This window comes from Novosphingobium sp. HNCC26DJ243 (genome assembly GCF_057180545.1).
This window is the reverse complement of the sequence record NZ_JBXUGN010000003.1, coordinates 141008-164326: the sequence shown is the minus strand read 5'-3', so window position 1 is coordinate 164326 and position 23319 is coordinate 141008. Positions and strand designations below refer to the sequence as shown.

Here is a 23319-nt window from a genome sequence, read left to right as displayed (position 1 = left end):
TGGAGTCATGAAATCGTCCGCCCGTCCGTTTTTCGCCGCGCTTCTGGGCGTTGCTGCCGTTGCCTGGGCGACCGCGACGTTTCTGCCGGTGCTCGGCCTGGCATCGGCCGCGCTCCTTTTCCTCCTGCCAGTGCTGTTCGTCAGTGCGCGCGGAGGAACGGGGCCGGGCCTGCTTGCCGCAACTGCCGGAACCGGGGCCTACAATTTCTTCCTTCTCCCGCCGCGCTACACCTTCCGGATTCACGGGCCCGAAGATTTCGTCAGCGCGCTCGTGCTGGTGGCCGTCGCGCTGGTGACAAGCCGGTTGGCAACGCGGCTCAGGGCGCGCGAGACCGAGGCGCTCGATGCCGCACGGCTGAGTGGCGAACTGGCGGAACTCTCGGCAGCGCTTTCCGGCCATCCGGCACAGTCAGCCCTGTCTCGCGGCATGGCGTTGATCGCGGCGCGCTATGGCGTCGTGCATTTGCTGGATGATCTGTCGCAGCCCGCACCGGATGCGCAATGGTCCTCGATCGATCTCGCCGCCGCCGCATGGGCCCTGCACAATGGCGACGTGAACGGACATGGCACCCCGATCATGCCTGCCGCCGACTGGACCTTCCTGCCGCTGGCTGCGCGCAACCGCCGCGATGGCGCGATTGCCGCTGTGGCGCGGCCCGACGATGGTTCGACCCGGTCACGATCCGAGATCGACCACCTTGCGCAGATGGCCTTGTTACTCGGCCAATGCCGGGATCGCGATGCGCTGGAACGCGAACGGCAAGCGCGCGACATTCTGGTCGAAACCGATCGCCTGCGTCGCACCCTGCTGGCTGCGCTGTCACATGATCTGCGCACGCCTTTGACGATTCTTTCGGGCCAACTCGAAGTTCTTGCCTCCGATCACCCGGCCGCAGCCGAAGCGCTTGTCGCGGCGCAGAACCTTGAACGCATGACCACCAACCTGCTCGATGCAGTGCGGATCGAGGACGGATCGCTTGCCCCGGTTTTCGAAAGCGTGGACCCGGTAGATGCAGTCGCCGCTGTCGTCGATGGGGCAAGCGTGCCGCCGGGACTGACCGTTCTGCGCGCGATTCCTGCCGACATGCCCTTTGCGGCGGCCGATCCCTTGCTGCTCCATCACGTGTTGGCCAACCTGTTCGACAACGCGCTGCGCCATGCTCGGACAACCGTGGCGATCGAAGGGCAAGTGCAAGGGTGCCACCTTCTGCTGCAGGTAGCGGACGACGGACCGGGCGTGCCCGAACACGAGCGTACGCGAATCTTCGAACGCTTCGCCCGGGGTGAGGGGGGCGACCGGACCAGCGGCAGCGGGCTTGGGCTTGCGATCGTGAAGGGACTGGCCGATGCCATGGGCATGACGGTCACGGTTGACGATGCGCCCTCGGGAGGCGCCCGGTTCACACTTTCCATGCCGATTGCGCAAGGCAATCGGTCGTGAGTCGCATCCTCTGCGTCGATGACGAGGCCGCGATCCTGCGGCTGCTTGAAGTCGTCATTACCCGCGACGGGCACGTGGCGGTGCCCGCGGCCACGGGGCGCGAGGCGCTTGCCTGCATGGCGCGCGGGCAGATCGACGCGGTCCTGCTCGATCTCGGTCTGCCCGACCGGGACGGTCTGGAGCTGATTGGCGCGCTTCGTGCGGTTTCGCCCGTGCCGGTTGTTGTCGTCTCCGCGCGAGGCGAAGTCTCTGAAAAGGTCGCAGCGCTCGATCTCGGCGCGGCTGATTTCGTGACCAAGCCGTTCGACGGCGACGAACTTCGCGCGCGCCTGCGGGCGGCCTTGCGATCCGCCTCAGTTGCAATGGAAGAGGCGATCATCATTTTCGGGCCAATCCGCATGGATATCGATCGTCACGAGGCGACGGTGACCAACCGACTTGTGAACTTGACGCCGCGCGAGTTTACGTTGCTGCGCGCTCTCGTCGAAGCAGCTGGCCGCGTGCTGACCCACGCAGCGCTGCTCGAGCGCGTCTGGGGCAAGGCGCATCGCGATGACGTCGAATACTTGCGCGTCGCGATCCGCGCCCTGCGCCTCAAGATCGAGGACGATCCCGCCATGCCCCGCCTGATCCGAAACGAGCTGGGCATCGGTTACCGCCTCCACGCCGACGCTTGATCCTGTCGCAGCTTTCGGTTCGCAGCCACCGCAAAAAGCGTCGAGTGGCGTTGGCGCTCAATCGCTTAGGTGTTGCGTGTCCGCCCGATCACCGGCTGTCGATCGAGCCTGACCGCGATCCCTTGCAGGGCAGGACTGGCCGCCGGATAGCTCGCCATGACGAGCGGATCGTGTCCGGGGATGATGTGATCGGGCGATGGTGCCAGCGTCTCTATGCGGTCGAAGGTCTCGACCATCGCACCGATGTCGTTCGCGATCGTGAAGGGCCGTCCGGCTTCGAGGTTTTCATAGAAGTGACTGGCATCGGACGCGAGCACGACCCAGCCGCGCCTGGTGAACACCCGCACGAACTGGAGTCCCGGTGTATGACCGGGGCCGGGATGAAGCTCGATCCCGTCGCAAAGCAGGGCAGGGCCTGCATGCATGACGACGCGCCCGGCGAAGTTCATGCGGATCATCGCGACGACGTCCTCGACCTCGTAGGCTTGCGCGATGTAGCGATGCTTCATCTGCCGCCCGGCGACATGGTGCATCTCAAGTTCCTGGACATGGAACCGGGCCTGCGGAAAACGGCCGAGATTGCCCGCGTGGTCGTAATGAAGATGGGTGATGACGACATCGTTCACTGTCGCCGCGTCGATCCCGATCAGGCCCAGCGCATCGACCGGATCATGGAGCAGCGTTCGGCCCCTTCGCGCGGCAACCTCGGCGCCGAAACCGGTGTCGATAAGGACCGTCCGATCGCCGCAGACCGCGACCCAGACGAAGTAGTCCATCGCCATCGGACCGTCGTGGGGATCGCCGCCGATGAAGTGCTCGCTCCTGTGCGCGGCACGCGTGGCGTACCGGATGGCGTAGAGTTCATACTCGGGGGTGGTATCTGCCATCGTCGTCCCGTTCCGTCAGCTTGCCAGCCAGCCACCATCGTTGACCATCGTGGTCCCCGTTACGGTATTGCCGGCTGGGCTGCACAGGAATGCCACCATTTCGCCGACGTGCGAGGCATCGACGAAAGCGTTCATCGGCACGCGGTTTGCAAGGAAGGCGATTTCAGCCTCGCGCTCATCGAGCGAGCGGGCGGCCATCAGGTCGCCGATGCGCTTGTCGATGTCGGGCGTACGCATCGCGCCAGGGCACATCGCGTTGCAGGTGATGCCATCGCCCGCCGTTTCAAGAGCGATGCTGCGGGTCAGTCCGAGTAGCGCGGTCTTGGTCACCACGTAGTCGACGCGGTTGACCGCGCCCTTGGTGCCGTAGATCGACGATATGTTGAAGATACGCCCCCAACCGCGTTCGCGCATAGCCGGGATGCTGAGCGAGGCCAGCCTGAACGGCGCTGTGAGGTTCACTGCAAGCGCCCGGTTCCATTGTTCAAGGTCCAGCGACTCGATCGGCGAGAAATAGCGGATCACGGCGTTGTTGATCAGGATGTCGACGCGGCCGAGGTGACGCTCGGCGTCGGCAAAGAGGCCGTCAACTTCGGCCTCGTCGGCAAGGTCACGCTTGATGTAGCAGGCCTCGACCCCTTGCGCTGATTTCAGCGCCTCCACGGCCGGAGCGACGGCGGCAGGATCTTCCAGCCCGTGCAGTGCAATCGCGGCTCCGCGGGAGGCAAGCACTTCGGCAATGCTGTAGCCGAGGCCTCCCGAGGAGCCGGTGATCAAGGCAGTCTTTCCAGTCAGCGACAAGGTCACCTCACTCATGGTCTTGCATGGTCACTTGACCACCTGCCGCCGGCTGTCAGGTCAGCGCTCTTCGATGACGTTGCGAAGCAGGCCGACACCTTCGATTTCCACTTCGCAAACGTCGCCGTCCAGCATGAACAGTTGGGGCTCACGAGTCCAACCCACGCCATCGGGCGTGCCCGTGGCGATGACGTCACCCGGGACGAGCGTCATGATCTGCGATGCATAGGCGATGATCTGGGCGATGTTGAAGATCATGCGATCGGTTGTGCTCGACTGCACGACCTGACCATTGAGGCGCGTTTCGATTTTCAGGCCGGCCTCGGGCGAGACTTCGTCGGGCGTGACCATCCAGGGGCCGAACCCGCCGGTTGCGTCGAAGTTCTTGCCCGGGGTGATCTGGGGTGATGCGAACTGCCAGTCACGGACGCTCGCTTCGTTATAGGAGGCATAGCCTGCGACGTATTCGCTGGCTTTGTCCTCGGGAATGTTGCGGCCCTCCTTGCCGATGATCACGGCGAGTTCGCCTTCCCAGTCGAAGGCGTTCGAGCTTGCCGGTTTGATCATCGGCTGGTTGTGGGCAACCTGCGACCGCCATGTGCGCAGAAAGATCGGCGGAACGCCGGCAAGTTCGACCTTCTTGCCTGCTGCGAGCACTTCCTGATGGTGGCCGAGATAGTTGCGCGCCACGCAGATGACCTTCTCGGGCCGCGGGATCACGGGCAGGAACGTGACGTCTGCCAGTGCGAGATCGGGCGTTCGGCCTTCGAGGTCCTTGGCGACCGTGAGGTGGCGGCCTGCAGCGATATAGGCGGTGAGATCGGGAAATTCGGGCAGGACGGCGCCAAGGTCCACGACGCCATCGCCGACGACCGCGCCCCAGGTTTCACGACCATCACGCACGAAGGAAAGGAGTTTCATCTTGTGTTCCTGATTCTGTTGAAGATCCGGGATTGAACGTCGTGGATCGATCGTGGAGATTACGTTGTCTATGCCCGATCGAATCCAAAGAGTGTAGTCGCATTGAGACCGGACCAGCATCGCCTCGTCCGACGGTCGGGAAGTCATGAGCCCGATTGCCAAGTCCGGAACCACCGTTGGGTGTGCCCCGATCCTGCGCGCAGGATTACCCCTTGCTTGCGGATCTGCCGCAGGAGCCCCGGCTTGCCCGCTACCGGGCGAAAACATGGGCTCCATCGATTTCACCGCAAGCTGTGTTGGACTTGCCATCTGCCAGACTGTATGTCAATTGCTGCAAACAGCGTTAGACTCTCGATCCGCAAAACTGTATGACAATTTAGTCTGCGAACGGTGATGCGTGATGGCGGGCAACGTGTTGGACGCAAGGTTGATATGGCCTGCATGAGGTTCCGCGGATGGTCGCGCATCCCGGCAGGTGGGGCAAGGTCCGCAAAGTCGGGCCCGGGCCGATGAACGACGGGTTGGGCAGTGCAGGCCGGGATGTCCGGCCCTCGCCAACCACAAGGGAACGAAGGAATTTCGATGGAGTCGATGTTGGAGAAGGGCAATACCTGCCTTGCAGGCATGAAGGTTGTGGACCTCAGTCAGTTCGAGGCCGGACCCTCCTGCACCGAAGCGCTCGCATGGATGGGCGCGGAAGTCGTCAAGATCGAGAACCCGAAGGGCGGTGATCCCATGCGTGGGGCGCATGACGACATTTATCACCATTACCAGTTCCTTCAGTACAACGCGAACAAGCGGTCGCTGTCGGTCAATCTGAAGGACCCGCGCGGTCTGGAACTCGTCAAGGATCTGGTGCGAAATGCCGACGTCGTCGTCGAGAATTTCGCGCCGAAAACGATCGAGCGCCTCGGGCTGGGTCCGGACGAGCTGATGAAGATCAATCCCGGCCTCATTTATTGCCGGATCAAGGGTTTCGGCGAAGGCAGCCGGTTCGAGCACAACCTTGCCTTCGACATGATCGCCCAGGCCTGCGGCGGTCTGATGAGCATCACCGGGGACGAGGATGGTCCGCCGTGCAAGCCGGGCGCCTCGCTCGGCGATAGCGGGACCGGCATGCTCCTTACGGTTTCGATCCTTGGCGCCTACATCCGCAAGCTGCGCACTGGCCAAGGCGAGTTGCTTGAAGTGGCGATGCAGGACGCCATCCTCCACTACATCCGCAACGCCTTCACTTACATGGAGTCGTCGGGCAAGGTCGCGCCACGGTCCGGATCGCGCATCGTCGGCGGCGGCTGTCCGCCGAACGGGGCCTATCCGTGCAAGGGCGGCGGCCCGAACGACTACGTCTATATCTATACCAGCTTCGCCAACCCGGAGCATTGGGTGCGGCTGCTGCGCATCATGGGACGCGACGATCTGATCGGCGACGAACGCTTCGACAACAACGGGCGCACCGCACGCCGCGCCGAGGTCGACGCGATCGTTTCCGAATGGACGCGGCAGCAGGACAAGATCACGGCCATGGAATTGCTGGGCGAGGCCAAGATTCCGGCCGGGGCCGTGATGGATACCCGGGAACTGGCAGACGACCAGACCTTCATCGAACGCGGAATCCGCCAGAAGATCGAGCATCCAGAGTCAGGCGAATACACCATGAGCGGATGGCCGGTGCGGTTCAGCGGATCGACGCTGCCGGTGACCCGCGCGCCTCTCCTGGGCGAGCACAATGCCGACGTGCTCGCGCGCTGGCTCGACCTCGACGCCGGTGCGATTGCCGCACTGCAGGGTGACAGCGTGATCGGAGCGCAGCCATGACTCGCAAGTTCTGCATCGTCGAAGACGACGGACCGATCCGCACGGTGACCCTCAACCGGCCCGAAGTGCTCAATGCGCTGAACGACGATGCGCACGAGGAACTTGCCGAAGTGTGGGACGAATTCGTCGCATCGGACGATCTGTGGGTGGGGATCATCACCGGGGCGGGCGAGCGTGCGTTCTGCGCCGGCAATGATCTCAAGGGGCAGGCCTCGGGCAAGCGGCGACCGCATCCCAAGTCCGGCTTCGCCGGGCTCACCGCGCGGTTCGATCTCGACAAGCCGATTATCGGCGCGGCCAACGGCCTAGCCTACGGCGGCGGGTTCGAGATCCTGCTCGCGGTCGATATCGTGGTTGCGGCAGACCATGCGAAGTTCGCGCTGCCCGAAGCGCGAGTCGGCCTGATGGCGGGCGCCGGAGGTGTGCACCGCCTGCCCCGGATGATGCCGCAAAAGAAGGCCTTCGAGATGATGCTGACCGGTGCTCCGATCACGGCGGCGGAAGCCGCAAGCTACGGTCTCGTCAACGCCGTCGCGCCCAAGGGCGAGGTGCTTCAGGTCGCGCGGCGCTATGCCGAGGCGATCCTCGAATGTTCGCCGCTTGCTGTGCGCGCCGCCAAGCAGTCGGCCTTGCAGGGCCTGAATGCCGCGACGCTGGAAGAGGCCATGCACACGACGTACCCTGCGCAGGAGCGCAACCGGGCGAGCCAGGACTATCTCGAAGGCCCGCGTGCTTTCGCCGAGAAGCGCAAGCCCGTCTGGCAGAACCGCTGATTCACACTTTTATACAAGGGGATCGACACATGGATGAAATGTTTGAAAAGGGTCTCGCCGTTCGCCGGGAAGTGCTCGGCGCTGCTTATGTGGACGCCAGCATCGAGGCGGCTGACGACTTCATGGGCGCGTTCCAGCACTGCGTAACGAGCTGGTGCTGGGGTTACACCTGGGCGCGTCCCGGGCTGGACCGCAAGACGCGCAGCATGCTGAACCTGGCGATGCTGACCGCGCTCAACCGCAGTAACGAACTCAAGCTGCACACGCGCGGCGCGCTCGCCAACGGGGTGACCGTGGACGAAATCCGCGAGATACTGCTCCACGCCACCTCCTATTGCGGCATTCCTGCCGGTCTCGATGCGTTCAAGTCGGTCCATTCGGTGCTGGAAGCCGAAGGGTTGACGCCGATCAAGGATCCGATTCCGGGCACAGAAGCGGTGGCTGCTGAATGAGCAGCGAGACGAAGCGGATTGCGTTCATCGGCATCGGCAACATGGGCTGGCCGATGGCCGCGTGCCTTGTCGGCCAAGGCCATCACGTGCGCGTATTCGATGCAGTGCCCGGCCGGGCCGAGGCCTTTGCGCGTGAAGTCGGCGGCGAAGCGGGGCAGGCGGCGGCTAACATCGCAGCAGGCATGGACGTGGTCATCACGATGCTGCCGACCAGCGGTCACGTCGAACAGGCACTGACGGCTGCTGACAGCAGCATTGCGCCCGGCGCGCTGATCATCGAGATGAGTTCGGGCCTGCCCAGCGTGACCCGGACGATTGCGACACGCCTTGCCGAGCGCGGCGTGGCGATGATTGATGCGCCGGTTTCGGGCGGTGTCGAACGCGCCCGCTCTGGCACGCTCGCGATTCTTGCCGGCGGTGACCCGGCAGCGCTGGAGCGGGCACAGCCCGTTCTTGGCGCGATGGGGTCGAGCATTCACCGGATCGGCGATGTTGGCGCGGGGCAGGCGATGAAGGCGCTGAACAATCTTGTTTCGGCGGGCGGCTTCCTGGTCGGCATCGAGGCACTGATCATTGGCAAGAGCTTCGGACTGGATCCCGCGCTGATGGTCGATGCGCTCAACAGCTCGACCGGCATGAACAACAGCACCAAGAACAAGTTCAAGCAGTTCGTGCTTTCAGGCAAGTTCGACAGCGGCTTCGGGCTCGACCTGATGGTCAAGGATCTGGCGATTGCACTCGATGTTGGCGCTGCGGGCGGCACGGCGACGCCATTCTCGGCGCTTTGCCTCGAACTCGCGCGGTCGACCGTCGGCCTGCTTGGCCAGGGGCGCGATCATACCGAGTTCGCGCGGCTTGCCGAGAAACTTTCAGGCATTTCCCTGCACGACGAGCCCGACGGGGCATGACTGCAATCGGCGACGTTCTCGATCCGCAAACCGGGGCTGATACCACGCTGTTCCTCGGCGAGCGGCTGGGCCGTTTCGTGGCGATGACGGCGTGGGAGTCACTCGGGGAGCCTCTACGGCACGAAGCCCGGCGCTGCGTGCTGAACCATCTCGGCTGCTCGATGGCCGCGCGCAATGCCCACGAGGTCGGGCGCGTGATCGGCGTGATGGGGCGTTTCAGCGCGCAGGGGACGTCGACAATCGTCGGCCGACCGGAAACGACAGACGCGCCGACCGCCGCATTCATGAACGCCATGACCGCAAACTTCTTCGACTTCGACGACACGCACGCCAGCACGGTGATCCATCCGACTGCGCCGGTGCTGGCGGCGGCCCTTGCCGTGGGAGAAATGATCGGCACATCTGGCGCAGCGGTTCTTCATGCCTTCATCCTCGGCGTCGAGGTGGAATGCCGGATCGGCAAGGCGGTCTCGCCCACACACTATGCCCGGGGCTGGCACATCACATCGACCGCCGGCGTGTTTGGCGCGGCGGCGGCAACAGCTTGCCTGCTCGGGCTCGATGCGCGCCAGACCTGGATGGCACTGGGCATTGCATCGAGCCAATCGGCCGGAAATATCGAGAACTTGACCTACTTTCCGAAGAACGTGAGCGTGGGCAACGCGGCGCGCAACGGGCTGATCTCGGCATTTCTTGCGCAGGAGGGCTGCGAGGCCGCGCCTGCCGCGATTGAGGGCCGGTTCGGCTGGGCGCGGTCGATGGGCGACGAACTCAGGATCGATGAGGCCGGCGAAGGCCTCGGGCGGACCTGGGAGCTGTTCGACAATACTTACAAGCCGTACCCAACGGGCGTCGTGTTCCATTCCGCGATCGATGCGACACTTTTGCTGCGCCAGCGGATCACCGGCCCCGATGCGATCGCACAGATCGTGCTGTCGGGCCACCAGCTCCTGTCCGATCGCGGTGACCGCATTGTACGCACGCCCGGCGATGCGCGGGTGAGCGCGCAGCATTGCATCGCGGCCACCCTGGTCAGGGGGCGATGCTCGCTGGCGGAATTCGACGAGGTGGCCGTTGCGGATCCGGTGATTGCGGCGCTGCGCGGCAAGATCCGCGTTGCCGTCGATGCGCAGCCGGTGGGCGCGGCAACGCTTCAGGTCACACTCACCGACGGGGAGCAATTCGAGATCCGGCAGGCGGTTGCCAGCGGCAGCCTCGACCAGCCGATGAGCGACGGCGATCTCGAAACGAAATTCCGCGAGAACTGCAAGTTCGGCGGCTTGGAGCCGGGTGATCTGGTCGCGAGGATCGCCGGGATGGAAGACATGACAAATATCACGACGCTTTTGCACGCATGCAGGGTTGCCGCCTGACCTTGCGGTCGGGTGCAACGCTCAATCAAGGAAGTCGGCTTTGGACAAACCACACTGGGCAGGGATGCGGCGCTACGAAGGCAAGGTTGCGGTGGTCACCGCAGCCGCGTCCGGCATCGGCCGCGCGACCGTCAACCGGCTTTCGGGCGAGGGCGCCTATGTCGTTGCCGTCGACATTGATCCTTCTGTGGGGCAGTTGGTCGGCACGGAGATAGCCGAAGGCGAGGGTGTGGTTCTCGACTGCTGCGACCGCGATGCCGTCGCGCATGTGTTTGCGGGCATCCTTGCGCGGCATGGCCGGATTGACGTGCTGGTCAACGTGGTTGGTCGAACCGCTGGCCCCAAGCGCAGCGAATTCTGGGAATCGGATCCCGAAACCTGGGACATGGTCATCGACGCCTCGCTGAAAGCGACGATGACCTGCTCGCGCCAGGTGGTTCCCTCGATGCGGGAGCGGCGCTCGGGGCGGATTGTCAACATCGCGTCGCTTGCCTGGCTCGCCCCGAACCCGACGTTCGTGGACTATACGGCGGCGAAGGCCGGGGTGATCGGACTGACCCGCGCGCTGTCAGTCGAACTTGCGCCCTACAATGTGACTGTCAACGCCGTGTCGCCCGGACAGGTCGATACGCCTGCAACCCGCGCAGGCCATTCGCCCGAATTGCGGGCGCGGATGTCGGCGATGATCCCGTTGGGCCGGTATGGCCAGCCTGAGGAGATTGCGGCTGGCATCGCATTCCTGGGCAGCGACGATGCGAGCTTCGTCACAGGGCAAAATCTGGTGATCAGCGGCGGGCGGGCTTTTGCATGAGCCAGAACTGACGAGCAAACCGGCCAGATGATGCCAGACCCAGATACCGCCAGACAAAGAAAATTCGGGAGAGAATACATGGCAAGGCAGGCACGCAGAAGCGAGATCAGGGCAGCCGCAGGCGCTGCTGCGCTGGCTCTTGCTCTGGCATCGGGACCGGTCGTCGGCCAGTCCGCGAGCGCGCCACCGCCACCGGCCCAGAGCGATGCCGCGATGATGCCGCCGGTGCCGGCCGGGCAGGAGCAGGCAGGCTCGGTCAACGTCGACAACGCCTATCGCCGCGCGGCCGAAGCGCGTCAGGCGCTGCTCGCGCGGGTCTCGCCGGTGACCGACGCCATGCTTGCCAAGCCGGCCGATGGTGACTGGCTGACCTGGCGACGTTCCTACGCAGGGCTCGGCTACAGCCCGCTGCGCCAGATCAACCGCGGCAATGCCGGGAAGATGGTTCCAGCATGGAGCTGGTCGTTGCCGGTATCGCCCAACGCCATCACGCCGCTGGCGCACGACGGCGTGTTGTTCATCTACAGCGGTAACCGCGTGCAGGCGCTCGACGGCGCGACCGGCGATCTCCTGTGGCAATACACCCGGCGATTGCCCTCGGCGCTGGCCAACGGGGTCGGCTATAGCCTGCGCAACATCGCGATCTACGAAGACAGGCTCTACGTTCCCACCGCCGATGGCCATATGGTCGCGCTTGAGGTCAAGACCGGCAAGGTCGCATGGGACCGCAAGATCGTTCCCGACGACGCTGCGGGCGTGCGGCTTACCGGCGGCCCGACCGTGGTGCGCGGCAAGGTGATCCAGGGCCTGACCAACTGCTTCACCTACAAGGGCGGCTGCTTCATCAGCGCGCTCGACGCGCGCACGGGCGAGGAGGCGTGGCGCTTCCACACTATCGCGCGTCCGGGCGAGCCTGGCGGCGACACCTGGAACGGAGCGCCGCTGGACGAACGGTATGGCGGCGCCGTCTGGACTAGCGGAAGCTACGATCCCGAACTGAACCTCTATTACATCGGCACGGGGCAGACCTATGACACCGCCACGTTGCTGCAGCCTCGCGGCGCCGGCGATCATTCGGCCGATGCGCTCTATACCGACACCACGCTGGCGCTGGACCCGGATACGGGCAAGCTCAAGTGGCACTACCAGCACTTCCAGCGCGACGTCTGGGACTTCGACTGGGTGTTCGAACGTTCGCTGCTTACGCTGAATGTTGGCGGGAAGCCCCGTCGGATCAGCCTGACTGCGGGGAAACTCGGCATCTTCGACGCGGTGGATCGCACAACCGGTGAGTACCTGTTCTCGCGCGATGTCGGTCTGCAGACGCTGGTCAAGGAAATCGATTCCAAGACCGGGATCAAGCAGATCGATCCAGCGCTTTCACCGCAGGCAGATGTGGCCAAGCTGATTTGCCCCCACGCCGGGGGTGCACGCAGCTGGCCAGCTACTGCGGTCGATCCGGTCAGCAAGATCGCCTACGTGCCGCTGGTGGAATCCTGCATGGACTTCACCTGGGCACCGCGCGATGCGGCACGCACGGCTGCGGGCGGGATGGACATCCGCTGGGAGCTCAAGGCGCGGCCCGACAGCGACGGGAAGTTCGGTCAGGTGCGGGCGATCAACATCGAGACCGGCAAAGTTGCCTGGGCAAACCGACGGCGCGCGCCGCAATCAAGCTCGATCCTGGCGACCGCGGGCGGGCTCGTGTTCGAAGGCGGGCGTGATCGCCGCTTCCGCGCGCTCGACAATGCGACCGGCAAGACGCTGTGGGAGACGCGGCTTAGCGCGGTCCCGAGCTCGACGCCGATCACTTATGCGGCAAACGGACAGCAATACGTCGCCGTTGTGGCGGGCGGCGGCAACGCGTACGATGCAAGTTGGCCGATCCTCACGCCGGAGATCGAAAACCCGCAAGGGGCGACTACGCTGTGGATTTTCGCACTTCCGGATAAGTCGCGGCGTTGAACGGCTGATCAAGTCAAGTTTGTCAGACAATGTGCGTGACAGTCCTAACCATCTGCTTTAAAAGGATTCGCTGATGCTCCTGATCGAGCAATGCCACGAGAGGCAATCTCGCAAGCTGTCCCGACACAGAGCGGGACCGGGAAGGAACGCCATGCGGCCATCTTGCGCCCAATTCATTTCGCCACTGGCACTCGGCGTGGCCGCAGTCGCCTTTGCCGGTGCGGCATTTGCCCAGGAAACCGACGCGAATTTTGCGGTTGCCGATGCGGCCGCCAATATTGCCGAGGTCACGCCGGTAACCGACGCCCAGCTCCAGGCACCCGCCGCGGGCGAATGGTTGAGCTGGCGGCGCACGTTGGACGACTGGGGCTACAGCCCGCTGTCGCAGATCAACCGCGCCAATGTCGCGCGCCTTGGCCTGACCTGGGTGCGAGGCCTGACGCCCGGGCTGCAGGAAGGAACGCCGCTGGTCCGTGACGGGGTCCTGTTCATGGTGGAGCCCGGTGACGTGATCGAGGCGTTCGACGCCACGACCGGAACACCGATCTGGCGCAACCAGCGTCCGCGTCCGGCCGACTTCAAAGGCGCGGTGCCTTTTCCCGACATCAAGCGCAACATCGCGATCTGGCAGGATCTGATCATCAATACGAGCGCGGACGGCTACGTCTATGCGCTCAACGCGCGCACCGGAAAGCCGGTGTGGCAGACGCAGGTCACCGATTACCGGGTCCATCCCGCGCAGCAGACCGCCGGGCCGATCATTGCCAACGGCAAGGTTATCAGCGGTCGCGGATGCGAACCCAAGGGCGGGCCCGAAGCCTGCGTAATCACCGCCCACGATGCGCGCACCGGCAAGGAACTGTGGCGCACCCACACAATAGCCAAGCCCGGCGAGCCCAATGGCGACACCTGGGGTGATGTGCCGTGGGAAGCTCGCTGGCACGTGGGAGCCTGGCAGCCGCCGAGCTACGATCCCAAGTTGAACATGTTGTTCATCGGCACATCCGTCACCTCGCCCGCGCCAAAATTCGCGCTTGCCGGGAACGACAAGACCTATCTCTACCACAATTCGACGCTGGCGCTCGACGCCGACACTGGCAAGATCGTGTGGTACTATCAGCACCTCGTCGATCACTGGGACATGGACCACACGTTCGAGCGCTACCTGCTGGACGAAGTGGTTGCGCCCGATGCCAAAGAGGTCGTCTGGATCAATCCCCGGCTCAAGCCCGGCGAGCGCCGCAGCGTGGTGCAGGGCATTCCGGGCAAGACCGGGATCATGTACACGCTCGACCGCAAGACCGGCGAATTCCTCTGGGCGACACCCACCGTCACGCAGAACATCGTCTCGAACATCGATCCTGCAACGGGCAAGGTCACCGTCAATCCCGAGGTCTTGTTCTCTGCGGTTGGCCAGACGCGGACCGTGTGCCCCTCCGCGCACGGTGGCAAGAATTGGCCGACTGGTGCGTACAGCCCGCTGACGAAGATGCTGTACTTCCCGCTCCAGCAGACCTGCATGGACGTGACCCCCACGGTAAGCCGCCCCGATCTGCGCTCGCTCTACGGCATGCGGGTAGATCTCAAGGTGGCACCGGGTGTGACCGACATGGGCACGGTCCAGGCATTCTCGGCGGAAGATGGCGGGCGCAAGTGGAAGTATGCGCAGCGCGCGGGCGCGTCCTCGCTGGTGGCGACCGGTGGGGGCCTCCTGTTCGGAGGTGACGTCGACGGACATTTCCGCGCCTTTGACCAAAAGACGGGCAAGGTGCTGTGGTCGGTCAGCCTCGGTGCGCCGGTCACAGGCTTTCCGATCACTTATGCAGTCAAGGGGCGGCAGTTCGTTGCTGTGAGTACGGGCAGTTCGCTCACTGCCGGCGCACTGAACAGCATCACCCAGGACCTGCATCCAGGCAATTACAATGCACTCTATATTTTCGAGGTGAAAGGCCGATGAGCACTCAATCGTTTGGCAGCAGCAGGCTGCGCCGGGCGGCTCGCGCCGTCGTGGTCCTTTCCATCAGCGGACTTGCGGTGGTCTTTGCGCCGCTCAGCGCGCAGGCGCCGGTCGCCGCCGTCGCGTCGCTGTTCACCGAGGCACAGGCCACGCGTGGTGCCGAGGTCTATGGTGCGCATTGCGCCGTCTGCCATGGCGCGGAGCTTACCGGCGGTGGTGGCGCGCCCGCGCTCAGTGGCCCGGATTTCCTTTTCGGTTGGTCACGCAAATCGACCAAGGACCTGACCGACTTCATCGCCAACAATATGCCCCCGGGAGAGAGCCATTCGCTGAGCGATCAGGAGTACCAGGATATCTCGGCCTATGTCCTGAGCGCCAATGGCTTCAAGGCGGGGCAGGCCGCGCTCGACCCCGCCGCGCCAAAGCCGATTGGAGAGCCCACCGATACCCCTTGCGCCAAATAGGCGGCCGCGCGGCCGTGCAGCGAAACCTCGCGTTCTGTCCTCAACGCTTGTTGTTGCGCGTGAGGTAGGCTGAGATCGCGTCGAGATCGGCAGTGCTGACTTCGGTCTTGCGGAACTGCGGCATGACCGAAACGCCATTGCGCACGAAATACTCCACCACTTCCGGGGTGAGGTCGGTCCGCTGCGCCAGCGCGCCGGGTACCTTGCCGTCGTATTTGGACCTCAGGGCCTCCGTGCCGGGATATTTGCTGTTCGCGGTGCTGGGCGCATGGCACGTGGCGCACCAGGATTCGTAGACCTGCTGGCCCTTGCGGATCTTCGCGGCATCCAGGGCCTTTGCCTGAAGCTGAGATCCGAAAATCAGCGCCGATGCGACGACAAGGTAGCTAAGGACCTGTTTCACTTGCGTTGCTCCCTCAGGTCCCGGGGCCAGATGCCGCCACGCCCCGGCGCGAAAATGCCGTTGGGATCGATCGCGTCCTTCATGGTTTCGGTGAAGCGGCGCAGAACATGGTTGTTGAACGAGTAGGTGTTCGACACCTGATCCTGGAAGGCTGGGGGCGAGCGGTATTCGCCATAGCCTGCATCCGCGCCCGCCTTGATGAAGGCCGAAAACAGCTGGCGGTTGCGCTTGTTGGCTTCGATGTCGGTGCGCGAAACGGGCAGACCCGAGATCATCACGAAGGCGCGGTACATCCAAGTCCACGGGAAGGCGAAGGGGCTGAACACCGGCGGGAGGCCCAGTTCGCGCGAGGCTTTCGCATAAACTTTCTGCGCCTCGAAGATGGCCTCGCCAGATTTCGGGATGACCGAGGCGAACCACAGGTGTCCGTCGCGAGGCGTGGTGCGCGCGCGCATGCGACTGCAGATTGAACCGTTCTACGATAGCTGAGGGTATTGGCGGCATGGAGCCTTGCTTGTCAGCCCTTAGGTCATCCGCTTGGCCTGGTTAGTGTTGCAAGGGCAATACAGGTCGCGGCCAATCGCTCAATCTGAATGTTTGTATTACAATATCCGGTTGAGGCATGCGCGGAATGGTTGTATGACAAAACCTCAAGGCGCGGAAAGCGCCTGTCAGGGCCGCAGTTTTCAGTTTGAATTACAACAAGATTGATGCTCGGCGGATCCAGTCAGGGATCGCATGCGAGCGGCTAGAGCTCAACATAAAGGGAGGGTACCTTGGGTAAAATCATTCGCACATCCGGGATGGTGTCGGTAGCGCTTGGCGTTCTGGCGTTTTCGTCTGCGGCGTTTGCGCAGTCTGCGGGCAGCGCGGGGTCGTCTGCGGACCAGGCTGACGATTCAAGCGGTGGCATTGCAGAAATCGTTGTCACGGCACAGTTCCGTGCGCAGAACTTGCAGGACACGCCGCTGGCGATCTCGGCGGTGACCGGTGAACTGGCGGCTGCGCGCAGCCAGTTCTCGATCAACGACGTTGCCCGTTCGGCGCCGAGCGTCAACATCGAGGCCGGGACCGGCACCGGTGGTGCGTTCCCGACCGTGTTCATCCGCGGCGTCGGCCAGGCCGACCCGTTCCCGCCGCTCGATCCGGGCGTTGGCGTCTACATCGATGACGTCTACTACGGCATCCTGACCGGCGCGAACTTCGACCTGCTCGACCTCGACCGCGTCGAAGTGTTGCGCGGCCCGCAGGGCACGCTGGCCGGCAAGAACTCCGAAGGCGGCGCGATCAAGATCTTCACCAACCAGCCGACCAACGACTTCGGTGGTTACGTCGAGGCGACTTACGGTTCGTACGACCGCAAGCAGATCCGCGGCGCGATCAATGTTCCGATCGTCGAAGACAAGGTTCTCTTGCGCGTCAGCGGCATGGCCCGCCGCGTCGACGGCTTCTTCAAGCGCCTCGACTACGGCTGCGTCCATCCCGGCACGCTGCCGCTCGGCACCGGCGTTGCTGCGGTGAATGACTGCGAGATCGGCCGTGCCGGCGGTGGCGACCTGACCGCGTTCAAGGGCACGCTGACGATCCGTCCGGCCGAGGGCGTGCAGAACACCATGTCGTTCACCTCGATCACCGACAACCAGGAAGTGCCGCCGCTCAAGCTGCTGTTCCAGTCGGGTTCGTGGAACGGCGGGAACGACTTCATCACCGGTCCGAAGGAAATGTCGAACTACGCGACTTACGTCGGCAACCAGTACAGCAATGCCCCTTACCAGGGCATCAACTACAACAACCTGAAGCAGAAGGTCTATTCGAACACTCTCGATATCGACATCAGCGACAGCTTGAAGTTCAAGTCGATCACGGCCTACGTCAAGACCGACTCCTTCGGCGGTTACGACAACGACCTGTCGCCGATCAGCGTCTCGCTGCAGGACATCATCGTCAAGTCCGAGCAGTTCACCCAGGAAGTCCGGCTCTCGGGCACGGCGGGCAAGATGCTCGACTGGACCGTGGGCGGGTTCTACTTCGACAACGACATCCTGTTCCCGGGCCGCATCAACATCAACCGCGGGTTCGGTCCTGACGGCAAGCCCGGCTTCACGCTGGACTTCCTGACCAACGATCCGATCAAGTCCAGGTCGAAGTCCGGTTTTGCGCACGCTGTCGTGCACCTGACCGAGCAGTTCAACCTGACCGGTGGCATCCGCTATACCGACGACTTCAAGCGCTACACCTTCGTTCGTCTCGATCCCGATGGTTCGCCGCAGTCCACCCTGCTGGCGCCGATCAACGGCCTGTCGACCACGTTCAACGGCAAGCGCTGGGACTATCGCGTTGCGGCCGACTACCGCTTCTCGCCCGAATTCCTCGTCTATGCGCAGTTCGCAACCGGGTACAAGGGCGGTGGCGTCAGCCCGCGTCCGATCCTGCCCGGCCAGGAACTTCCCTATGACGCTGAATCGGTCAAGTCCTACGAAGCCGGCATCAAGACCGACCTGTTCGACCGTCGCCTGCGCATGAACCTGACGGGCTTCTACCAGAAGTTCGACAACATCCAGCTGCAGCTGGGCCAGTGCCCCAAGATCTCGGGTCCTGGCGCACCGTGCGCCCTGACGGCCAACGCCGGCAAGGCCCGCATCCAGGGTGCCGAAGCCGAAATCGACTTCAGCCCGGTCGACGGCTTCACGATCAACGCATCGGGCAGCATCGTCGACTTCAAGTTCACCGAGACCGATCCGGACTCCGGTGTGCTGCTGACCGACAAGGCACCGTTCATCTCGAAGTACAAGTTCTCGATCGGTGCGCAGTACGAGATCCCCGCCTTCGGCGGCACGCTCACGCCGCGCCTCGATCTTGACTACCGCTCCGAGTTCTCGGTGGGGGCTCCGGCAAATGCCCCGCAGTACAACATCACTGACGGGCGGACCCTGGTCAACGCACGCCTGACCTACAAGCCCGAAGGCAACGACTGGGAACTCTCGCTGGCAGCAACGAACCTGTTCGACAAGTTCTACTACGCCAGCAAGTACGACCACGCCTCCGAAGCACAGGGCGCAACCGCAGAAGGCCTCGTCGGACGTCCGCGCGAAGTCATGGTAAGCGTCAAGCGCTCCTTCTGAGCACCATGACACAATGAACTGACGGCATCGCATGGGATCCAATCCCCATGCGATGCCTGCGGTCCGAGTATCGAGTTATATCGAGGGCACAACGATCCCCGGCAGGTCCGGCGATTGTTGGGCCTTTTTTTGCGCTTGGGGAGTCCGGTCATCCCTGAAGTGATGATTATGCCGGTCCGCCCGGGTGTGGCGTGGCGGTTGCAGATACGCCGGGCTTCTTCGATATGGGCCCTCGAGCGCGGAACTGATCGGTGCTGGCCTTGCGCCTATTGCACAAACAAGATGGCCCGCCTCCATTGGGGGCGGGCCAGAGTTCTTGCCTCGGGACTGCCCGAGGCCGGAGAGAAATGGGTCTTTACGAGAACTGCGACCGGCGCTGCCCGATGTCGATGCCAGCGGCCTTGATCGGATCGGTCACGTCGCTCCACCGCGAATCCGGCCGCAGCAGGTCACCAACGATCCTGTATGCGAAGCACATCGCCAGTCTGGTGAGTTCTGGGCTATCGGCCATCCGCTGATAATTGTCGCAGTCTTGCCTGCGCCGCACGGGATCCGCTTCCTCCATCATGCGCTTGTTCTCGGACGCAGCGGGCGAGGAAACTTCCAGGTAGACGCGCCGACGCTCATCCGAATAGCGGTCGAGGATCGATTCGTCTTCGTCGCCGCGCACAACTGCGGCAAGAACGTCGGCCAGAACCATGCCGTCCCAAAAACCGGTCGTCAGGCCGAGGCCACCCATGGGGTTGGTGCAGTGCGCGGCATCGCCGGCGAGCAGGATACGGCCCTCGCGCAGCCGCGATGCGCAACGCTGGTGGATCGTGTAGGGCCGGGCCGCGACGATTTCGTGCTTGAAGCCCGGTGGGATGTGAAAGGCATAACGTTCGGGAAGGCGTTCCATGAACGTCTCAGCCGGTAGCGAACTGTCTTCCTGATAGGTCAGGCGATGCAGACCCTGCGGATTGATGATCGAAATGACGGCCATGTAGACCGGATCACAGACGAAGCCGCCATCGGCATAACCAAGGCTTGCGAAATCGCCGTAGACGTTGGTGGCGACGAAACGGTTGGGCCAGGTGAAGCCTTCGTATGGAATATCCAGCGACTTGCGCACGGTGCTGCGTGCGCCATCGCAACCGATCAGCCACTTCGACTGGAACGTACGAGGCCCTTCCGGCGTGTCGACAACTGTGATAACGTTGTCCGAATGCTGCTCCATCGAGACAAGCTTGTGATCGAACAACACTTGCACGCCGTGCTTTACCGCATGTTCGCAGGCAATCCGCGCGGCCACATCCTGCCCCGCCTGGATCTGGTAATCGTAGGTCAGGCCCTCAAGCACCTTGAAAGACAAGGTGGCGCTGAAATCGAGTGCGGGCGCCTTCTGAAACACCGTCTGGAAGTGAAAACCCTCACGGTCGAGGTCTTCGAGAACGCCCAGCTTCTTGAGCGCGGACATCACGACTGGAAAATAGGCAATTGCCCGAGGCGAGTCGCTAATCGTGGGCTCGCCTTCGATCACGGTCACCCGGACGCCCTCCTGAGCCAGCGCAAGCGCCGTGAACAGGCCTACTGGCCCCGCGCCTACGATCAGGACATCACCTGCATCAATCATACATCTCTCCAGTTTCATGCCTTGCGCATTTCCCGTTTGTCCAGATTGCACGATTGTCATACAACGCTCAAGAGGGAAAATCCTTTTTGGGCCAATTATGATGCGCAGAGTCGGCATTGATAGTGTTCAAAAAAGCCGCCGCTGGCAATGCTGCCACTGATGTTCGGCCCGCCATTCCCGTGCGATCCGGATTGGCTTGGGTTGAACAGGCCCTGGGCAGATGAATTGGTTTGGAAAAATCCGGAAGATCACGCGCTCACCCACACCTTGGCGTGAGTGGAATGAAGATCGCGCCTCCATGGAGGCAGAGATGCAAGAAGGAACGCCACGGAAATGACGCCCTCACGAGCACCCCATGATCTCTGGTCTGCCAGGCGCGGCTCGGCGCTGCATCTTGCGGCGCAGGGCTTCTTCTGGGTGGGCATAGAGACGATCGAGACTCCCGCCGGGCCTGCCCTGCGCGGGCAGACTTACGTCGAGTACTGGATTCCGGAAGATCTGGCGCACCCGCTTCCGATCGTCATGGTCCATGGCGGCGGCGGGCAGGGCCTTGATTATCTCGGCACGGCCGATGGCCGTGAAGGCTGGGCGCACTGGTTCATACGGCAAGGCTACGCGGTCTACATCATGGACCGGCCTTGCCATGGCCGGTCGCCCTATCATCCCGACCTGCAAGGCGAGATGTTGCCGCCGATGCCTTCGGGCATGATGGAGCGCCTGTTTACCCGGACTGCCGGGTTCGAGGACAACTGGCCGCAGGCCAAGCTGCAGGACAAGTGGCCCGGGATGGGCACGTTTGGAGATCCGGCGTTCGAGAGCTTCATCGCCAGTGGTGGACCTATGCCGGTGGACATGGACCGGCACCAGCGCGATGCGCAGCGTGGCGCTGCCGAACTGCTAGATCAGATCGGCCCCGCTATCGTGATGACACATTCTGCAGGGGGACCCGTCGGTTGGCTGGCGCTCGATGCGCGGCCCGATCTGGTCAAGGCAGTCATCGCGATCGAGCCCGTAGGACCTCCGTTTGCGGGTGAAGGCAAGGGCAAGCTCAGTTGGGGGCCGACTTCCGCCCCGCTCGCCTACGACCCGCCGCTGGCCGATCCGTCCGGGTTTGAACTTGAAGAGCGCGCGCCGGTCCGTCCCGGCACGGTGGCCTGCCTCGTGCAAAAGGCTCCGGCGCGCCAGTTGCCGAACTTTGCCGGTGTTCCAATCGTTGTCGTCACCGCCGAGGCATCGTGGATGGCGACCGACAATCACGGCATGGTCGATTTTCTGGCGCAGGCAGGTGCCAACGTCGAGCATTTGCGGCTGGAGGACAAGGGAATCCACGGCAATGGCCACGCCATGATGCTCGAGACGAACAGCGACGAGATTGCCGAACTGCTCGCGGCGTGGATCGAGAGGCGGGAATTGTCTTGACGGCACGCGAGGTGGCGCTTGCGCGACACCTGTCGCGCCCGCACCCCTCAGTTCTGTGACGCAATGCGAATGAACCTAAAAAGCAGGTATTTCGAAAATCATCGAGCAAAGCTCGATCTGGGTGAGGATAAAATAATGACGCAAAATCTAGGCAGGGTCGATCTTGCGAAGATTGATGAAGTACTTGACGAAAGTCCACTTACCCGCACGCATTACATGGTGTTCTTTCTGTGTTTCCTGGTGTTTCTTTGCTACGGTTATTGCCTGCAGGCCTTGGCCTTAGCGGTGCCCGTCCTGACCGCCGAGTGGCGCTTGCCCGCAGATGACTTCGGCCTCGCCTTGACGGCGGCGGTTGCCGGCCTCGGCGTCATGAGCATTGTGGCAGGGTCGCTGGGGGATCGCTTCGGACGTCGCCCGTTCCTGATACTGGCCGCATTGCTGATCGGCATCGGGTGCCTGGGCTCGGCCTTCAGCACCGGGCTGACATCGCTTGCGCTCTGGCGTCTGCTCTGCGGCCTCGGGCTGGGGCTTTCGCTTCCCAACGGCATGGCGCTGATCGCGGATTTTGTGCCGACCCGGCGTCGCGTTGTGGCCATGACGATGCTGAGTGGTGGGGTGGCCATCGGCACGATCATTGCCGGTGTGCTCGCACCGTCACTGCTCGCTGCAGGCGGCTGGAAACTGCTGTTCATCGTTGGCGGCATCGCGCCGCTTCCGGTTGCGGCGCTGATGTATTTCTCGCTCGATGAATCGCCCAAGTTTCTCGCCAAGAAGCGCGGCAATTCGCCCGCTCTGGCTTCGTTGCTCGGCCGGATGAACATTGCCGTTCCCGAATTCGGTGAAACCACGAGCGAGACGCTCGAAAGCGCCGCTCCGGTCCAGGCCTCCGCCACCATGGGCAGCTATCTGCCTGTCTCGATCCCCTACTGGATCCAGTGTGCCCTGACCGGTACGTTCATGTATGGTCTGATGAACTGGACGCCTGTTTTCTTCCTCAGCGCAGGAGGGAGCGAGGCGGACTCGCTGCGGTCCGTCGCATTCCTCAACGCCGGTGGATTTGCCGGCGGTTTCATCCTTTCGCTGCTGCTCGATCGTTCGAAGGACCGAGTGCTTCTCGTGCCCGCCGCGGCCTTCGCTTTTGCTGCTGCGGTCTATCTGGGCGCCGGTACGTTGATCGCTACTGCTGGCTTCTCGATCACTGCGTTGCTGCTCGGACTGGCCTTGGGTACGTCCTTTATCGTGATCGGCCTCGCATCGCGGATCTACCCGTCGGAAATCCTTGCCACGGGTATTGGTCTGGCTGCCACCATCGCCAGCCTTGGGGGCGTGGTCGGTCCTTTGGCGGGGGGCTGGATCGTCGCGCAGAAGTATCCGATCGGAACGTCTTTCGCTCTGCTCGCGATACCGGCTTTCGTCTGCCTCGCCGCAGCGATCACGCTTCACCTCGTCGTGAGCCGGCGCAGAGTGCGTTGATGACGGACGGAAGGTGGTACTGCCGGGGGATGCGTCTGCGGCATG

20 protein-coding genes are annotated in these 23319 nt (G+C 63.3%); 14 read left to right on the top strand and 6 right to left on the bottom strand.

Annotation, left to right across the window (positions count from 1 at the left end; translation table 11 throughout):
* Window positions 1-7: 7 nt before the first annotated feature.
* Both AC2A04_RS11120 and AC2A04_RS11115 read left to right on the top strand, forming a co-directional pair.
* Entirely contained in the window at window positions 8-1441 is a 1434-nt protein-coding gene (locus tag AC2A04_RS11120; protein WP_484212410.1) for a sensor histidine kinase, read from the top strand.
* Window positions 1438-2118, top strand: a complete 681-nt coding sequence (locus AC2A04_RS11115) for a response regulator transcription factor (protein WP_484212409.1) — start codon at window positions 1438-1440, stop codon at window positions 2116-2118. The genes AC2A04_RS11120 and AC2A04_RS11115 overlap by 4 nt, the downstream gene beginning before the upstream one ends.
* A 65-nt stretch (window positions 2119-2183) precedes the next feature.
* On the opposite strand, the gene AC2A04_RS11110 is transcribed toward AC2A04_RS11115, so the two are convergent.
* Genes AC2A04_RS11110 through AC2A04_RS11100 form a run of 3 tightly spaced genes read right to left on the bottom strand, consistent with a single transcriptional unit; the run spans window position 2184 to window position 4724 of the window.
* Window positions 2184-3005: an N-acyl homoserine lactonase family protein gene (locus tag AC2A04_RS11110; RefSeq protein ID WP_484212408.1), complete on the bottom strand. Its 822-nt coding sequence runs from the start codon at window positions 3003-3005 to the stop codon at window positions 2184-2186.
* 15 nt (window positions 3006-3020) lie between these two features.
* On the bottom strand, window positions 3021-3821 hold the full coding sequence (locus AC2A04_RS11105) for an SDR family oxidoreductase (RefSeq protein WP_484212407.1): 801 nt from the start codon (window positions 3819-3821) through the stop codon (window positions 3021-3023).
* A 42-nt stretch (window positions 3822-3863) separates the two neighbouring features.
* Window positions 3864-4724, bottom strand: a complete 861-nt coding sequence (locus AC2A04_RS11100; protein ID WP_484212406.1) for a fumarylacetoacetate hydrolase family protein — start codon at window positions 4722-4724, stop codon at window positions 3864-3866.
* A 582-nt stretch (window positions 4725-5306) separates the two neighbouring features.
* Here AC2A04_RS11100 and AC2A04_RS11095 point away from each other — a divergent pair.
* From AC2A04_RS11095 to AC2A04_RS11055, 9 genes are all read left to right on the top strand, one after another.
* Window positions 5307-6542: a CaiB/BaiF CoA transferase family protein gene (locus AC2A04_RS11095; RefSeq protein ID WP_484212405.1), complete on the top strand. Its 1236-nt coding sequence runs from the start codon at window positions 5307-5309 to the stop codon at window positions 6540-6542.
* Window positions 6539-7315, top strand: a complete 777-nt coding sequence (locus tag AC2A04_RS11090) for an enoyl-CoA hydratase-related protein (protein ID WP_484212404.1) — start codon at window positions 6539-6541, stop codon at window positions 7313-7315. The genes AC2A04_RS11095 and AC2A04_RS11090 overlap by 4 nt, the downstream gene beginning before the upstream one ends.
* Window positions 7316-7344: 29 nt before the next feature.
* Entirely contained in the window at window positions 7345-7767 is a 423-nt protein-coding gene (locus AC2A04_RS11085; protein ID WP_484212403.1) for a carboxymuconolactone decarboxylase family protein, read from the top strand.
* Window positions 7764-8675: an NAD(P)-dependent oxidoreductase gene (locus AC2A04_RS11080; RefSeq protein WP_484212402.1), complete on the top strand. Its 912-nt coding sequence runs from the start codon at window positions 7764-7766 to the stop codon at window positions 8673-8675. The genes AC2A04_RS11085 and AC2A04_RS11080 overlap by 4 nt, the downstream gene beginning before the upstream one ends.
* On the top strand, window positions 8672-10048 hold the full coding sequence (locus tag AC2A04_RS11075; RefSeq protein ID WP_484212401.1) for an MmgE/PrpD family protein: 1377 nt from the start codon (window positions 8672-8674) through the stop codon (window positions 10046-10048). Before AC2A04_RS11080 ends, AC2A04_RS11075 begins: the two co-directional genes overlap by 4 nt.
* A 40-nt stretch (window positions 10049-10088) precedes the next feature.
* Window positions 10089-10859 (top strand): SDR family NAD(P)-dependent oxidoreductase, encoded by a 771-nt coding sequence (locus tag AC2A04_RS11070; protein WP_484212400.1) that lies wholly within the window; start codon window positions 10089-10091, stop codon window positions 10857-10859.
* A gap of 78 nt (window positions 10860-10937) precedes the next feature.
* Complete coding sequence (locus AC2A04_RS11065; RefSeq protein WP_484212399.1) at window positions 10938-12824, top strand: outer membrane protein assembly factor BamB family protein; 1887 nt, start codon at window positions 10938-10940, stop codon at window positions 12822-12824.
* A gap of 196 nt (window positions 12825-13020) precedes the next feature.
* Window positions 13021-14781: an outer membrane protein assembly factor BamB family protein gene (locus AC2A04_RS11060; protein WP_484212398.1), complete on the top strand. Its 1761-nt coding sequence runs from the start codon at window positions 13021-13023 to the stop codon at window positions 14779-14781.
* Window positions 14778-15245: a c-type cytochrome gene (locus AC2A04_RS11055; protein ID WP_484212397.1), complete on the top strand. Its 468-nt coding sequence runs from the start codon at window positions 14778-14780 to the stop codon at window positions 15243-15245. Before AC2A04_RS11060 ends, AC2A04_RS11055 begins: the two co-directional genes overlap by 4 nt.
* A gap of 40 nt (window positions 15246-15285) precedes the next feature.
* Here AC2A04_RS11055 and AC2A04_RS11050 read toward each other — a convergent pair whose 3' ends face one another.
* On the bottom strand, window positions 15286-15648 hold the full coding sequence (locus AC2A04_RS11050; protein ID WP_484212396.1) for a c-type cytochrome: 363 nt from the start codon (window positions 15646-15648) through the stop codon (window positions 15286-15288).
* Entirely contained in the window at window positions 15645-16103 is a 459-nt protein-coding gene (locus tag AC2A04_RS11045; RefSeq protein ID WP_484212395.1) for a hypothetical protein, read from the bottom strand. Before AC2A04_RS11045 ends, AC2A04_RS11050 begins: the two co-directional genes overlap by 4 nt.
* 321 nt (window positions 16104-16424) lie before the next feature.
* On the opposite strand from AC2A04_RS11045, the gene AC2A04_RS11040 reads away from it, so the two are divergent.
* Window positions 16425-18770 (top strand): TonB-dependent receptor, encoded by a 2346-nt coding sequence (locus AC2A04_RS11040; protein WP_484212394.1) that lies wholly within the window; start codon window positions 16425-16427, stop codon window positions 18768-18770.
* Between the two features lie 355 nt (window positions 18771-19125).
* Here the strand turns inward: AC2A04_RS11040 and AC2A04_RS11035 are convergent, their stop codons facing one another.
* Window positions 19126-20382, bottom strand: coding sequence for an FAD-dependent oxidoreductase (locus AC2A04_RS11035; protein ID WP_484212393.1), 1257 nt, complete (start codon window positions 20380-20382; stop codon window positions 19126-19128).
* Between the two features lie 333 nt (window positions 20383-20715).
* On the opposite strand from AC2A04_RS11035, the gene AC2A04_RS11030 reads away from it, so the two are divergent.
* Both AC2A04_RS11030 and AC2A04_RS11025 read left to right on the top strand, forming a co-directional pair.
* A complete protein-coding gene (locus tag AC2A04_RS11030) occupies window positions 20716-21801 on the top strand; it encodes an alpha/beta hydrolase (RefSeq protein WP_484212392.1) in 1086 nt (361 codons plus the stop codon).
* Window positions 21802-21936: 135 nt separating this feature from the next.
* Window positions 21937-23274: an MFS transporter gene (locus AC2A04_RS11025; protein WP_484212391.1), complete on the top strand. Its 1338-nt coding sequence runs from the start codon at window positions 21937-21939 to the stop codon at window positions 23272-23274.
* Window positions 23275-23319: the final 45 nt, after the last annotated feature.